Annotated in this window: 14 protein-coding genes and 1 tRNA gene; 7 read left to right on the forward strand and 8 right to left on the reverse strand. The window is 46.3% G+C overall.

From position 1 onward, the window contains the following. Positions 1-226: 226 nt before the first annotated feature. Together CUJ83_RS11020 and CUJ83_RS11025 are read left to right on the forward strand one after the other, a co-directional pair. The gene (locus CUJ83_RS11020) at positions 227-1,330 is read left to right on the forward strand and encodes a radical SAM/SPASM domain-containing protein (protein WP_230742369.1); all 1,104 of its coding nucleotides are present in this window, start codon (positions 227-229) and stop codon (positions 1,328-1,330) included. Between the two features lie 39 nt (positions 1,331-1,369). After that, entirely contained in the window at positions 1,370-1,711 is a 342-nt protein-coding gene (locus CUJ83_RS11025; RefSeq protein WP_230742370.1) for a hypothetical protein, read from the forward strand. 24 nt (positions 1,712-1,735) lie between these two features. Here CUJ83_RS11025 and CUJ83_RS11030 read toward each other — a convergent pair whose 3' ends face one another. The 6 genes from CUJ83_RS11030 to CUJ83_RS11055 all read right to left on the reverse strand — a co-directional run bounded on the left by CUJ83_RS11030 (position 1,736) and on the right by CUJ83_RS11055 (position 8,859). Then, on the reverse strand, positions 1,736-2,365 hold the full coding sequence (locus tag CUJ83_RS11030; RefSeq protein WP_230742371.1) for a translin family protein: 630 nt from the start codon (positions 2,363-2,365) through the stop codon (positions 1,736-1,738). A 52-nt stretch (positions 2,366-2,417) separates the two neighbouring features. Then, positions 2,418-3,020 (reverse strand): hypothetical protein, encoded by a 603-nt coding sequence (locus CUJ83_RS11035; protein ID WP_230742372.1) that lies wholly within the window; start codon positions 3,018-3,020, stop codon positions 2,418-2,420. A gap of 1,077 nt (positions 3,021-4,097) precedes the next feature. Continuing rightward, positions 4,098-5,000 carry a 4-demethylwyosine synthase TYW1 gene (gene twy1, locus CUJ83_RS11040; RefSeq protein WP_230742373.1) on the reverse strand — a complete coding sequence of 301 codons (903 nt, stop codon included), beginning with the start codon at positions 4,998-5,000 and terminating at the stop codon, positions 4,098-4,100. A 15-nt stretch (positions 5,001-5,015) separates the two neighbouring features. Further along, positions 5,016-7,220, reverse strand: coding sequence for a hypothetical protein (locus CUJ83_RS11045; RefSeq protein ID WP_230742374.1), 2,205 nt, complete (start codon positions 7,218-7,220; stop codon positions 5,016-5,018). Next, entirely contained in the window at positions 7,217-8,314 is a 1,098-nt protein-coding gene (locus CUJ83_RS11050; protein WP_230742375.1) for a glycosyltransferase family protein, read from the reverse strand. Before CUJ83_RS11050 ends, CUJ83_RS11045 begins: the two co-directional genes overlap by 4 nt. After that, positions 8,311-8,859: a hypothetical protein gene (locus CUJ83_RS11055; protein ID WP_230742376.1), complete on the reverse strand. Its 549-nt coding sequence runs from the start codon at positions 8,857-8,859 to the stop codon at positions 8,311-8,313. The genes CUJ83_RS11050 and CUJ83_RS11055 overlap by 4 nt, the downstream gene beginning before the upstream one ends. Positions 8,860-9,171: 312 nt before the next feature. Between CUJ83_RS11055 and CUJ83_RS11060 the strand changes: the two genes are divergently transcribed. From CUJ83_RS11060 to CUJ83_RS11075, 4 genes are all read left to right on the forward strand, one after another. Beyond that, positions 9,172-11,046 (forward strand): hypothetical protein, encoded by a 1,875-nt coding sequence (locus tag CUJ83_RS11060; protein ID WP_230742377.1) that lies wholly within the window; start codon positions 9,172-9,174, stop codon positions 11,044-11,046. Positions 11,047-11,148: 102 nt separating this feature from the next. Next, positions 11,149-11,226: transfer RNA gene (locus tag CUJ83_RS11065), tRNA-Glu, on the forward strand. A 249-nt stretch (positions 11,227-11,475) separates the two neighbouring features. Then, entirely contained in the window at positions 11,476-11,946 is a 471-nt protein-coding gene (locus tag CUJ83_RS11070; protein ID WP_230742378.1) for a PAS domain S-box protein, read from the forward strand. A gap of 348 nt (positions 11,947-12,294) precedes the next feature. Beyond that, positions 12,295-12,981 (forward strand): DUF8091 domain-containing protein, encoded by a 687-nt coding sequence (locus CUJ83_RS11075; RefSeq protein ID WP_230742379.1) that lies wholly within the window; start codon positions 12,295-12,297, stop codon positions 12,979-12,981. A 70-nt stretch (positions 12,982-13,051) separates the two neighbouring features. On the opposite strand, the gene CUJ83_RS15930 is transcribed toward CUJ83_RS11075, so the two are convergent. After that, a complete protein-coding gene (locus CUJ83_RS15930) occupies positions 13,052-13,540 on the reverse strand; it encodes a putative immunity protein (RefSeq protein ID WP_369424195.1) in 489 nt (162 codons plus the stop codon). A 158-nt stretch (positions 13,541-13,698) separates the two neighbouring features. Between CUJ83_RS15930 and CUJ83_RS11085 the strand changes: the two genes are divergently transcribed. Continuing rightward, positions 13,699-14,292, forward strand: a complete 594-nt coding sequence (locus tag CUJ83_RS11085; protein ID WP_230742381.1) for a fasciclin domain-containing protein — start codon at positions 13,699-13,701, stop codon at positions 14,290-14,292. Between the two features lie 229 nt (positions 14,293-14,521). On the opposite strand, the gene CUJ83_RS11090 is transcribed toward CUJ83_RS11085, so the two are convergent. Further along, the gene (locus CUJ83_RS11090) at positions 14,522-15,535 is read right to left on the reverse strand and encodes a hypothetical protein (RefSeq protein WP_230742382.1); all 1,014 of its coding nucleotides are present in this window, start codon (positions 15,533-15,535) and stop codon (positions 14,522-14,524) included. Positions 15,536-15,592 lie beyond the last annotated feature (57 nt).

Raw genomic sequence — 15,592 nt, forward strand, 5'->3', positions numbered from 1 at the left:
CATAAATATACACCATTGCCTGTAAAAAGGCATCATAGGCCGGATAATGCCATAAAATAATTTGCATATATGACCGGGTAAAATGAGACGTCAACAACAATATATAATAGATTTCATTCTACAATATTGAAAATCTACAACTTAATTAAGACCGGGACAAAAACTTATAAAGCAAGCGATATGTAAGTTTTAAATATAAAAAAGTGAATAAATATATTTACTGATCATGATCCTTCCAAAGTTCGACAATATTATCCTGATGGGACAGCTAAAACAGTGGCAAGACAGGATCGATAAGGAGAGAAAAACGCATCCTTTAAAATATCTTTTCTGGGAGACCACGCGCAGATGTAACCTTGATTGCAAACATTGCGGCAGCGACTGCGGCAGCGACAGGGACAGTGCTTCCGAATGCGAGTTAAGTACTGAAGAGATCAAAGGAGCTTTTAGATCGATAGCTGAGGATCTCGATCCTAAAAATATCATGATAGCGGTCACAGGCGGCGAGCCGCTATTAAGGAAGGACCTTTTTGAAGTGATGGGCTATGCCAGCGATCTCGGCTTTAAATGGGGAATGGTCACGAACGGGACCCTTGTAGACGAAGAGACCGTCAAAAAATGCAAGGAAGCCGGAATGAACACAGTAACGGTAAGCATTGACGGACTAAAGGACAGCCACGATCATCTAAGAGGCCGAAAAGGCTCTTTCGAGAAAGCAGTAAATGCTTTAAAGCTTTTCAAGGATGGAAAGTTCGAGGTAGTGCAGGCGACGACATGTGTCAGCCAGTATAATATCAACGAGCTTCCTGATCTTTACGAGCTGTTCAAGGATCTCAATATAGACGAGTGGCGCATCCTGACAATAAACCCGATAGGCAGGGCGAAGGAAGACCCGAAACTATTCTTGAAGCCGGCGCAGCTAAGGTCTGTCCTGAACTTTATCAAGGAGCGCAGGAAGTTTAAAGGCCTTAAGACCACTTTCGAAGAAGAGGGATTCCTCGGACCGGAGTTCGAAGGCAAGGTGCGCGACGGATTTTATTTCTGCCCCGCAGGAATTAACATAGCCAGCATACTGGCAGACGGTAGTATCGGATCATGCCCCAACCTGAGCAGGGAGTACATACAGGGAAATATCAGGAATGACAGGTTTAAGGAAGTATGGGATAACGGCTTCAAGAAGATGCGGAACCTTGAATGGAAAAAGAAAGGCATGTGCGCAAAATGTGCCTGGTGGTCTTTCTGCCGGGGCAATAGCCTGCACCTCTGGGACTTTGATTCCGAAAGGCCTGTTGTATGCCACATACACTCTCTGGAAAGATCAAGCCCTTAATGATTAATCTTATATTTTATAACCCCTAATTATCTTACGATGTCTATCATCGACTTCTGTAAAAAGAACCGGATACCGGGCGTCATAAGCCAGGTATTGATATCAATTATCGCCCTCGTCGTCGTTACAGTTGAAGGGTTCGTTGGCTTCATCATATTAATGGCATACTATTTCCCGGGTCCGAAATACGGCCCGCCTCCGTCAGTCGATCCGACGCCGGTGCCGGATCAGGGGTTGCTGGGAGGAGCCCTGACCACTACCGAAGGGATAATAGGCGTTTTAGTCATCATTGCCTCGCTCGCGCTTTACGCCTGGGCTGTGCTCGGATGGGTATTCTGGGGCACCATATGGTACCTGAAGAACAAAGAAAAGATAGAATGATAAAAGGATATGGCCGGCATATTTTTATTTTAATTTTTCCCCGAACCTTTCCATGGACTCATGCAGGTTTTTGATCTGTAGCGCGTTGGTCAGGTCCCCTCTTGTCCTTTCAATGATCGACCTGGCAACGTCTGTCTTTTTTCTAAGCCCCCGCGTTATCGCGTCCGGATAGTCGAACGACATCATCTCAGTAAAGAACTCATCCATGACTTCCAGATATTTTTCTCCCTCTTCAGGCCTGTCTTTCCGTATAAGGTCAAGTATGTGGCGCCTTAACTCCCCGGTCGCATCGCCGATACCGTTCAAATAGGCCGCATTGTCGACATTCAGCTCGTTGGGGCCGGGAACATTCTCCCCCTTCAACACAGCATATAGAATGCAGACTTCGGCAAACTCGGTCTGGGCATTGCCAACATATCCGGAATAGTATATTTCCGGGAAACCTTCTAAAGTCTCGTTGACCTCTTTGATGAGCTTCCTGGTCTCTTCTATCATCTCTTCCGCATTGCCCCATTCTTCTCGGTGTATCGCTTTTATCGCGTCTCCCGAGTAACGTGTGATCTTACGTGACGACGCGAGCGACTCTTCTCTGGCATCATCCATCGCATCGAACTTTTCCCGGATCTTATCGCATATATCCTTCATATCACTCATATGGATTAATCGACGTTCATCGATATGAAAGATTTCCCCCGGAATAGGGATATCAACGGATGCTGGCTACCCATTTCTTTAGCTCATGCTGATGGGCTATGATGTTTTCCATCCCTGCTTTTTGCAGTCCGGATACGAACTGTTTAAGATCTGCGGCAATATCGCTCACTCTCCTGTAATCCGCATAGCCCGACAATTGTAATCCGGCCCGGTCGACGTTGATCTTTATCATATCGGTCCAGGTAAGGTCTTCCGGGAAAACGGTAACATAGTCATCTGCTGTCTGGTACCCGTGTAGCGTGCAATGCGCTACCGCCCTTAACTTAAGGTCATTATTGAGGTAGTTCGAATAAGTCTCTGTAAATATCTCTTCCTTCTTAGCCGTGTTTTTATCATATTTCCATTCTTTCAACAGCTCGCCGCCGTCATAAAGCATGACACTGTCCACATAATGCATGGGCGGGTATCCGGTGTCCCTGTGCGTGATGACCAGCTTTATAATCTGATAGCTCCCCGCCGTGGCTACGTTAGTCGCTGGCGGAGGGGGAGGGGCACTGATGGCGATACCGGGGACGTTAGCTATTGCTGCCGGCCCGGAAGAACTTAACAGTATTGCAAGTAAAGCAAATACAATAATGATGCTGCACAATCTCATCTGTAAAACCCTTATGATTGATTAAAATAGGCATTTATTAATCAATTAGCCATGAAAAACGTGAATATGATGCAGCCCCGGGTACTACTTGATGTATGTGCCATAAAAGCAGAGCATTATTAAATCAATTTTTTGTAACAAATACACCAAGGTGAACAATGTACACCAGTTTCCACCACGAAATCTTTGATGAGCGGGGTCTTGCTCAGGTTTTAAGAATGAAAGAACGTGTCGTACTTACCCGGTCTTTGAGATGAAGTTTTTTATGTTTGTGCCTGTCGGATGGCAGGTAGACACATAACCTCACAGAAACACGGAAACACAAAATTTTTTTATATGATTTTTTAAGGGCTCAAAGACCCCAAAATCTCACTCACTAAATCACGAAGGGCTCTAGTATCACTGTCAATGCTCTAATATCCCTAACGCTCGGCTCAACGCACTAACCTCTCCAAGTCACCAACGCTAAAACAAACCCCGAACATTCTCCAAGGGCACGAAGGTTTAACTGCACGGTTGACGCTTACACGACAAATATATCACTGCTATAGGTCAAGGGGAACACAGACCGGGATATTAGACTTTTGTGGTTTGGGGAATGTTCGGGTCTTGTTTTAGCGTTGGTGAATTAGAGCAGGTTGGTGCGTTGAGCCGAGCGTTTGGGCTGTTGGTGCGTTGACGGTGATACTAGGGCCCTTTGTGGTTTGGTGAGTAAATCTTTGAGATTTCGTGCCCTTAAATTCTAAAAAAAATTTTGTGTTTCCGTGTTTCTGTGAGGTTACGTGTCTACCTGCCATCCGACAGGAACAACGCCAGAACATCGATACCAGAACAAATGTTATATGCCCACTTTTAAAGAAACCATCTAAAAGTTTTTCATGGGAGCGCTCAACGGGCATAATGGAACACAAAGGACTTTTTTAGAAGATTATCATATACTTTAAAAAAATTTGTGGACCTTTTCGCCTTTGAGCGCTTCGTGGTGGGAGTTGGTGTTTCTTTGTTACCTTTGTGATTAGCTTGATTAAGTTGAACGGAGATGGGTATTAAAGACCTTATTCAAAAAAATTTTGGCGATCAAAGATCTAATGGCTTCGTATTACCGTCTTTGCTTATCAGTGCCACTCTGCTTAACTCGACGTCCATGGCCAGCCTGTATCCTGATGCATCTGCAACTTTCCTGGCGAACTCCAGTACCTCTTCATGGTGCGGCATTGCTTCCCTCGGAAGCCGGTTCCGGCTGTAGCCCAGGTGCATGTAAGCCTTGACTTCAACATAGTCCGGCATGGCCTTTTTTATCAGGTCGCCATATCCTTCCGGGTCTAACATGTTCAAACCTTTGACAAGCGTTATCCTCAGAGCTCTCCTGAGATCTTCCCTGGATCCGAGGACTTCGAGAGACTCGTTCACACGGCCCCACAGGTCACCAACCGGGTTGCATGTCTTTAAATAAGTCTCCTCATCGGGGGCGTCTAGCGACATGTACAGCTGGCTCGGGGTAACTTTTTTCAGTACGTCAGGCCTCGTACCGTTAGTGACGATAAATGTAGACATGTTCCTCGCGCGGAACATCTCGACAAGCTCTTCCAGGTACGGGTAAAGCGTAGGCTCGCCGACCAGGGATATTGCCGCGTGCTTTGGCTCGAAAGCCTCCTTCCATCTTACCTTATCTGTGGCGCTCGTGCCGCCGTAACCGGTTATAAATCTCTTCTGCTCTGCCAGACAACCGTCGATAATGACCTCAGGGCGGTCCCAGGACTCGACCGTGTAGGGCTCTTCCACAGGCCTCCAGCAGTGAAGACACCTCTGGTTACATGCAATACACGGCGTCATCTGCACACAGCGATGAGAGCTGATACCGTAAAATTGCGCCTTATAGCAAGACCCCTGGGATTTTATGGAGCGCCCCAGCCACAGGCATGGCTTGATCGCGCTATGTTCGCCTACGATATGATAGCCTTGTTTTTTTAATAACCCCATTAACGACAATATTCTTCACCCGGTTACAATGTCAGGCTTAACCCTGCTCACGACTTCCTTACTGGTAAGTACGATGATAAGAGTTACGAATATTATCAAACTATAAAAGTTTATCCCGATGCTGAAAGGCAGCGCAAGTAGCAGCGACACGATAGTCAGCACTGCTATGCTAAGGCCGAAAGCTATCACGATGTACTCTACGACGTTATACTTTTTAAGGTTCCATCCCAGCGTCCTCATTATGTTAGCGCCGGGCAATACCAGCAGGTAGATGAAGGCCGCAGCGAACGCGAGCCAGTCAAAAGAGCTTATGTCCATGTTATTCACCTCTTCTATGGGCTTTGATCCCAGTACCTCATAGATCTTTACACCATTGCGGTCGTATACCGCCTTGAAAAACGACTCGTCGGACAGTGCCGACGTGAAAGGCTGCCAGGATTCCTTTGAGCCGACGAACACATAGTTCACGCCATACTCCAGGAATTTTCCATATAGCATCGCGGGATCGGTCATCTTCAGCAGGCTTTCCATTTCCGCCTGTCTGTCGACGTTATGATACTGTATGGTATACAGTTGTCCCGAATATGCTATCTGCCTGCCCGTGACGGCCGGTATCCGCGGGAAGTGGCTGGGCTCCTCGTAGATTATCGCGTTGACCGGGGTGTTTTCCTTAAGCCAGTACATCGCCTTCATGTCCCCCGGCGACGCATGAGTGTAAGATGATTCGTTGTAATAGAGCGCGAGTATCGCAGTGGACGGCACCATTAAAAGTATGATAAGCACAGCCGCCGACTTTTTCAAAAATTTAGGCGATGACAGCCATTCCGACATCATGAAGCCTGCGAACAGCGCTACGGGCAGAGCCAGGAAAACGAGGAAACGGTACGTGTTCACCGTCATCGGAAGTTCCACTATGTTCAGGAGTAAAAAGTTCAGTGCAGCAAAGAGTATCAGAAGCCTCGAGCTGTCGACGTCCTTCAGCCGGTACATGCCGTACAGTGCGAAAGGCACCAGCAGACCTATTGTCACCAGCAGCGTAACAGCTACATCCTTATGGTGGCTCAGTATGATCTGCGACCCTGCGCTTTCCGTCAGCATGCCGACCTGGTAAAGGCCTGCAATACCGCCTAACAGCAACGGTATGGCTGCTATAATGGCAATGTCGGCTTTTTTCTCCTTTGCCACTATATACAGGTAATAAAGTCCCAGTGTTATGAACACTGGGAACGCGGTGATCATGTGGAAAAACACAAGGGATGCGAGCACGAGACCTGCAACGACGGCGTATTTTAACGAGCGTTCCCGTATAGTAAGGATATACAGATATAGCCCGAATATCATTGCCAGTATGCCGAACGTCTGAGTCTGGGGCAGGAAGAAAAATAATGAAGCCGGGTCATACTTCAGGTTCATGATGCCGGGCCAGTCGTATACCAGCACTTTAAAAACGTCCGGCTGGATACCCTGAATGGTCTGATAAGCCATATAAGCCCAGGAAAGGCCGGAGCTGAACACGTACACTATAGCCCCTGTGAATGCAGCCTTTACGTCTGAATTGAAAACAGCCCTGGCAAGCAGGTACGTATCAAGAAAGATTAGAGCGGACACGAGCGGTATCAGTATCTTTATCAATACAAAAAGATCCACTCCCGTGAGGAATCCCATTTCCCCGAACAACACATGCATCAGCCACTGGTAGGTTATCGACGTGCCGGGAAGATACGGGTCTTGCGGCGGTATTGCAGGCGAGGTTATGTAATGCTGGGATATTGATAAATGAAAGTTAAGGTCGGAGGCATGTGTCGTCGCGCAAATTAGCCCGTTGTCAGTCACCGCGAACATTTTTAAGGATATCAGGAGAACGACGATGAAAATAAATGCGGCAACAGCCATTACCTGATACTCGTTTTTATTTACATCCAGCTCAATGCCGTCATTTCTGTTAAACTTATAAAGCCCGGTAGCGATCACGAATATGCCCAGCAGATAGGGCGCCGTGTGCATCGCGAACATAGAAGTGATAAAGACAGTTAACGGAAATATCAGGATGGATAGCGTGAAAGAGGATGCGGCCAGTTCTACCGCCGAGAATTTTTTCTTGAGCAGTAAAAATACGGAAAGCCCCGGCAATAGCAATAATAGTGCAAATGAAAGCCACCCGAGGGGCATCATCAGGAGAAGCCCGGCGAACGCCAGGACAAGCCAGTACTCTCTCTTCATATCTCAGGCTTCTCCTTTAAGAGATCAAGGCCCATCCACGATAGCAGCGCATACATGCCGAAACCCGCGATGATTATGGCCGCCTGGACAAAGAACGTGAAGAACCTGTCCATAAAGATGCTTATGCCGAACAGGTCATTCTTTGACAGTATCACAGTGGCGATAAGCCATGCCGCTATCATGAGCTTTGTATCGATATTGATATCGGGAAGATAAGGCTTTTTACCTGCGACTTTATCGGACCCTGCCCGGGAATTCAGGTATATGTAAAGCAGCCCAAGCACGAAGAATACGAGCACGAATAGACCCGTCCTGAGGAAAAGTCCCATATCCACGGGATTACCTTCTCGGTTCACGACCTGGGCGATATTGAATATGTTAAGGGTCCCCAGCGAATATACCTGCCAGAGCCCGTATGTGGCGCAGGCGGCAACTACAGGGATGAAACACTTGATACCCTTGACAAAGTCCTTTTTCTTATATGCCGCATATGCCAGCTGGAATACTCCGTAGAGCGCGATGACCGCAACAAGCGATAACAGGGTCATCTGGTGAGTCAGCGCTGTCAGGGCGGCGCCTACTGTCGCCATTGACCAGTTCTCCTTCATCACAAAATAAAATGTCAGCGGCACCATGAACAAGCCCAGAAGCTCCGGGAGCGGCCTCATCGTGAATATGGTCATCTCGGGCGATATCACGAAGAAGAACGCCGCGAAGAGAGCTATGTACAGGTTATTGCTAAGCTTGTACGCTAGAATGTACATCGCAAGAAGTATGAAAAGCGCGATTGTTATCGTCATAATGCCGGACATTATCATGGGATCGATGCCTGACGCTATTGACATGGAGACGATCAGAAGCCTGTATGCCGGGACATAGAAATGCGGGAAGCCTCCGCCGTAGGATAGTTCATAATCAGGATAATGCTGCGTAAGGATAGTCTCACGCTCGATGCCCACATGATACATCGTGTTACCGTATGTCGGTATAATGAAACTCTCGATGATGCCCATACGGTACCAGAGGGCTATAAGCAGGATAAGTAAGAGGGCTGCCTTATACCAGTGACGCTTGATGAAATCGAACTCGCTCATGACAACACCTTGAAGATAGTGACATCGTTATTCCGGTAGACCTGGCTGAAATACCGCTCGTCGTAGAACTTGGTCTGGTTCCCGTATTCCCATCCGAAGCCCGAGAACTTGGCCCTGTTAGGGACGAATATGTAGTCCGCATTATTCTCGACCGCCAGGCCATATGCTCTCTCGGGGTCGTTAGTGATATAAATGCTGTTCGTATCGCCCATGTACTTCACCGGGTTCGGAGCGTTAGCCCAGTCACCGCCGACGGTCGATACGCGGGTCGTCATCCCCATGATAAGCTCGGCCCCAAAGATATCCGCGACGAACTTATCGCTTTTATTCGTATACTCGTTTATCCAGTCGGTTGCCTCGTATTCGCCGTATCTTACTACCCGGTCATACCAGGGGTCAGAGTTGGCCTTGACTTCCGGGAATATGTAGTGATCGTTAGTTACAGGTATGTTGATAGTTCCGCTTAATACATATGAGGAATATAGAAAAGCAAGACACAGGATAATGACTAAAGCAACCTTAACGATGTCGGATAAAGCGGTCATAACAAAAAACTAATAACCAATCAATAATTCATATAGTTTACTATAAGTATATATCATATTTTATAAGTCGATCGATTGATCAATAATGGCTTAAACTGGCTTGCTTGATAATTAGTGCGTTAAAGGACCTCTGAAAAGTGTTTTATAATCTCACAATGGGATGAAATGTACAAATTTTTTGACGCCCGTATAGAAGTCGATATAAAAAGTATGAATTAAGCGATTTAAAGCCAGCCGGCAATGATTAGACCTCATAAGCTACTTCTGATGGTACAAAAAGGTATATTTAATAAGCCAATTATAGATTGACCCGTGTATTTGTACGGGATACTTGCACTGATATTTCTGGTATTATCGCTATTAGCCGGATGGGCGATAACGTACAGGCTAAAGCCGGGCCTCAGGCCCGTTGAGCTTATGGTGATGTCCCCGGTGATAGGCATCATGCTCGCAACATGGACGGCTTTCATGCCTGCGAGCATATTCTGGAACATCGATGCAGGCATCGTAATGTCATTTGCCGTAATGGTGATAGTCGTAGCAATATTAAGGCTGCCTTTAACGGTCACAATTAACAGAAATGAACTATTGATAATAGCATTTATCGCAGCATTATCCTTTGCGCTGATGACCTCCTGCGTACTGCCATTCTATGACGGGGAGTACCATATCGCATTCCCCCTTTACGGGGATGCTGCTTACCACTCATCGATAATAACGTCATTTTCACAGGGCCAGAATTTCCCGCCGGAATATCCTATGATGGCCGGGCAGCCCATGCATTATACATTCTTTATCGATTTCTTTTCGGGCATCCTTGACAGGCTGGGGCTCGGGTTACAGTGGAGCATGGTCATCCCCGGCGCCATTCTGCTGTCCTCGCTGCTTTCGTCAATATTTTTCCTGGGAAAAAGGTTTACGGGAAGGATAGGGGGAGGGGCTTTATCGGTCATACTATTAGCGCTGAGCGGCGGTTTGGGTTTCCTGGCGCTGTTCGATAGCTGGACGCAGTCGGGCATGAGCATTTATAATTTTCTTGCGACACAGAATTTGAACTATACGACAAATTATCAGCTTGGCTATGTATTCACGAATTTCATCATCGTCGTTATGGCACAGCGTACGGCCTTGATGGGATTTTCCGCGGGCATCATTATCATATTATTATTCTATGCAATGCTTGTCGACAGGAAAGAAGAAGGCACAGATAATAAGAACGGTCTTATGGCCGCAGGACTGATCGCCGGACTGCTGCCGATGTTCCATACGCACTCTTACATTTGCATCATGATGGCTTGCACATTGCTCCTGATAATATACAGGGAGAAAAACTGGCATTATTTCATGGTGCCGGCGATATTGCTGGCGCTGCCCCAGGCTCTCTGGATATCGGGAGGCGTCACTGAGTCTTTCCTGAGATTCAAATTAGGATGGATGATAGATTCCATATGGGACTTCCCGGTCTTCTGGATAAAGAACATGGGCTTTGCTCTCGTATTATTGATAGCGGGCATTTTCATCGCCGGCAAGAAAAATCTCAAGTTCTACCTTCCGTTCATTACGATATTCCTGATGGCCAACCTGGTAATTTTCCAGCCGTGGGAATACGATAACCATAAGTTCTTCAGCTTCTGGCTGATGCCGTCAGTGCTTTTGATGGCATCGGCTCTGCTCCGCATATACGATATGCCAAAAGCAGGAAAGCCGGTATTTGCATTGGTACTTGGATTGACGATAATCACAGGCGCTATGGCGGCGATGTTCATCGTATCCAATAAGTACGTCGAGTTCAATGAGGGCGACGTGTACGTATCCGGCTGGATCAAAGAAAATACTGCCGCAGACTCGTTATTCATAACCTCTGACACGCCGACACACCCTGTGATCACACTTGCGGGAAGACCGTCATATATGGGATATGGCGGATGGATGTATACTCACGGCATAGAGTACGGGGACAGAATGTATAACGTAGCTAAGATCTATAACGCCGAAGATGAAAATGCGACGATGGAGCTTCTTAGATCACTTGACATAGATTATGTGTTCGTCGGCCCTGCAGAACGAGGATCTGAGTATTATACCGTGAATAAAGGATTCTATGACAGGAACCTGGTCGAAGTGCTAAACTGGACCTGGGACAGGTGGGGGCAAGACTACCATATTTACCGTATGCCAGATATTTAAGAAATTATTATAGAAGTGGTTCCAGATACTAAGTTATTTATTAAAATACGGTGACCCGTAATCTATTTATATCATGAATGGCATGTATGGGTTGCATCAAATGCTCCGGTAGTGTAGACCGGCCAATCATGACGGACTCTCACTCCGTCGACTGGGGTTCAAATCCCCACCGGAGCACCAATCTATTTTAGTTCATGTTATTAAGTATATATTTGACATATTTTTTATGAATACGCAATAATTTTTATATGAATATTTTGTATATAATTAATAACCAGGTCACCATACGTTTTGTAAGAGCCATATTGAACTGGTTTAAAACCCATAGACAATAATTGCATTCGCAATAACGATTTATGGCAGACTGTTCGCATAAAAAAATACTCAAAATTAAATATATCCCTGCAAAATTATTCCATGAGGGATGTAATGAACATATTCAATGGAATAGTGAATGACATTTCGGATGCGTTTTCAATATTAGCTCTGGCGCCACCTTCCGGCAGTCAGAGGACTATCAAATTACCTGGCAGGACATTGAGCTACCAGGATATTTTGGAGAATGCTAACAGTATCATTATCGTATGGGACAGCCAGATACGGCTCACGTTCATCAACGACTTCGGCAAAAAGTACCTGGGCTATAGCGAGGACGAGGTGCTCGGTAAAAGTCTGATCGGGACGATATTACCCGAAACCAGCCCATCGGGGGGAAAAAACATCAAAGTAGGCAAAGATATCCTGGCACACCCGGAGCAATACATTTCCAACGAGGACGTGAACATGAAGAAAAACGGCGAGCTGGTCAAGGTCCTGTGGTCCAATAAGGTCTTATATGACGATAAGGGAAATGTAGTCGGGGGACTCTCGGTAGGTAACGTACATAAGGACTATATTTGACCAATACCAGAGGAGCATATAGACAGTGTTAGCCAGCTCCATCCAGTAAACCGAAATTATCGATTATTGAAAAATGGAGTATCGGTTACTCAGTACTTAACTTCACAGGAGAATTGATGCTATGGGGATTTGAATCCCATAGCTAATAACGCTAACTCGTTATAATTTGAAAACTAATTAGAACAAAATAAGCCCAAAATGAAAGTATCAGCTGATTAAGCTTCATTAGCCCGATATATCCTGGCTCTCCGATCAATATTAATGGATTGGAAGTAATTGAATATTGGACTTTAGTGACTACGAACCATCCCGAATTATGGACAGGGGAGAGCGAGGCCGATCCGGGGAATGTCAAAAATAAGCACGCTTAACGAAAAGCCGCTTCATGAAGCTTTGAAACGGTGGTATGCACAAACCGGAGACATATTCGAGGTGTCGGTAGACGGATTTGTGATAGATATCGTGCGCGGCGATCTCCTGGTCGAGATACAGACACGGAATTTCAGTGCCATAAAACGGAAGCTGGAGAAACTCTTGATCGACCATTCCGTGAGGCTGGTCTATCCGATACCGCGTAAGAAATGGATCATTAAGCTGGCAGATGACGGGAACAGCCCGGTCAGCCGCCGTAAATCACCCAAGCACGGTTCATTTGAACACATCTTCGAGGAACTGATAAGACTGCCTGAACTGCTTAAGGATCCCAACTTCTCGATTGAGTTGCTGCTGATCGAGGAAGAAGAAGTACGCCGGTACGATGGCGTCCGCGGCTGGAGGCGGAGAGGGTGGGTCACGGATGAGCGCAGGTTACTGCGGGTGGTAGATAAGCTGATATTGAATTCGCCAACAGATATGCAAGCTTTTATCCCCACGACTCTGACTGAACCTTTTTCAGTCAATGACCTGGCAAGAGCCACAGATAATTCTAGAAGGATGGCCCAGAAAATGGTCTACTGCCTGCGGATAATGGGTTGTGTGGCCCCGGTAGGGAAAAGGGCTAATGCGATACTGTATGCCCGGCGGACAACTGAGTGAGCCTGAGTAAAAACCAAGTGATAAAAGTTATAACATACGCAAAAACATTTTTTGCAGTGAATTATATTTACTACTCCGGTGATGATCTTTCTCCCAGTCTGAGTAAGTGCTGGTATTGCCATTCTCGTTCTTTGGCTACGGCAGCATCGGCATCCAAAGGGCTGGCGGCCCTATGGATAGCCTGTAAGGCATAATTGGCGGCACCGATAGAATGAGTAGGAACATGCGCGGTTGCCACCGCCTGGCCTGCGGCACGGGCAGCAGAGCGGGCAGCATTGTCTTCTCCAACTTCACGAGCGGCTGCATGGGCTGTAAGCGAAGCCTTGCGTATATCAGACATCTTGAACACCCCTGTATCTATCCACGCATGGAGTGATTCTATAGCGTTTCGAGGGCGATGATCTTCAGGATATTTCTTTTCAAAGTAGGGCAGGACACGCTCTACACAATCAATTGCCCAGATGGCTAAAGTTTTATGGTCAGTTTTTCTCACAAGCTCTACAGTTGCCTCGTCTTTATGTGTAATTGAGAATTTGGATCTTTCCTTTTTAATCTTCATCTAATTTAGAGAAAAGCTTGAATGTTAATTAAATTTTTGATAATTTAAGTGACGGATGTAGACTGGCGACATTAAAATCGTATAAGGTGACCCGTGGAAAGAAAGTTATTGATAAGCTTATTAAACTGGCCGGACGTCCCGAAATATTGGTGATTTGGATGGATGAACTAAGAAAGATCGTAGCAGTACTGACACTCTCCGCGATCATGCTGGCTTTCACGGCCCCGGCGCTGGCACGGATGCATGGCGAGATGCAGGACGGCATGATGTCCATGGAGCAGTCCAACAAGGACATGATGGCTGCGATGATGGACACGAAAGACATCGGCATAGCTGCGTCAACGATGAAAACGGCAGGGATAGAGGGAATGATGATGCCCGAAGGGAGGTACACTTTGTTCGTCGCCTCGGACACGGCTCTGAACACCATGAGCCCGGACATGAAGAACAAGATGATGGAAAAGATGAAGGACAGGCAGAAGGCCACAGAGTTTGTCAGAGGCCACATGATAAACAACATGGTCATGCCTGACGATATGACCGACGGCAAGACGCTCACATTGATGAACGGGAAGACGATGACTGTCAGGAGGATGGATGGCAGGATGATGGTGGACGATGCCAATATCATCAAGGCCGTCAAAACCAACAACGGCATGATATACGTAATGGACAAAATCCCCTCTTCGATAAGGACGATGATGGAGCGGATGGACATGTTGCCCGCCAGCGCTATATCGGTGAGCAGGTGAACATAGGGGGCATATCTCTTCTCAATTCCTTTTTTATCTCCTGCCCGGTAAAATGTTTTTAGGATTTATCCAACCTCTTTTTATTATGTTTTTTCACCAATGTTACGTATTTTCACCCGTAATGTTTACCTTGTAGATCATATGACCTTTACCTAAGACATTAGCTAATTTGATCAATATTGCTATGATAAGAGGTGGGTAAATAATCTCATCTTTCATATAGCATCATTCAAAGGTCCCATAATCTCCTGTGAACCCCTCCCCATGGTAAAGTCTCGTTCAATGATTCGTTAATGGCCTTATACCTGTTTGGCATTGGCACTACCTTGAACCCATTATCATATTCGGCGATAGTGAACGGGTGACTTACAGGACCTACAGCCCCGCTATCCATCTTGGTAGTATAATGCATGTTCCAGTACATTCTCTCCAGGCTTGTCATATTACTGATCTCATCCGCTGTGGTCTTTCTAAAAAACTTGCTTGTAGTAATATTACCAGGTGTTGCATCAGCCCCTAAGTCCCAGAACGGGTTACTAATGAAATTCGGGATCGGGCTGATATTCTCCGAACCGGCTTTCTTTTCCGTTTCCTTCTTTCCGGTCGCGTTTTTACTCGTCTCATTCTTTGCAGTCTCATTCTTGCTCTTGTTAATTGAGAGGTCAAATGCATCAGGACGGAACAGGTACTTTGTCTTATTTTTCCCGCTTGCGGTCTTATTACCCATATCCTTGATACTGATCGTAGGAGGCTCATCGAACACAAGATCTTCAGATCCCATGATATCCATGTAGGGGAACATATATTCGCTGCCCAGGGGACCGATTGTCTGGAGAGGGCGAATTAAGCCCAGGTTACCGCTCATACCCCCGAAAAACGGGCAGCTTGGATTATCATAGAACGTATAGCTATACGAGCAGGTGAAAAACCCGCAATAATCAGCGATACCGGACTGATCAGATGTCTGGACGATATTGGCCATCGGCGTCGACTGGCCGCATACGCTGGCACCAGGTTCTGAAAAATATGTTAAAAAATACTCATTATCGAACTGACATAGATCCCCCTTATGGAATACTGTTGCTCTCGGACTGCCACGTATACACGATAATCCGTAATCGATACACCCATCCACGACGATCTCGCCCCTTTGGTCCGTATATGATAAGGCGACCACCGTAGATAAGGATAGCATTAAATATGATATAGCTAAGGCTACAAAAGCCTTTTTTATTCCTCTCAAGAATACCCACCTCAATGATTTTGAAATATACCCTTATTCACTGGTTTAAGCCCCGAA

The organism is Methanooceanicella nereidis, from assembly GCF_021023085.1.
Lineage (GTDB): Archaea > Halobacteriota > Methanocellia > Methanocellales > Methanocellaceae > Methanooceanicella > Methanooceanicella nereidis.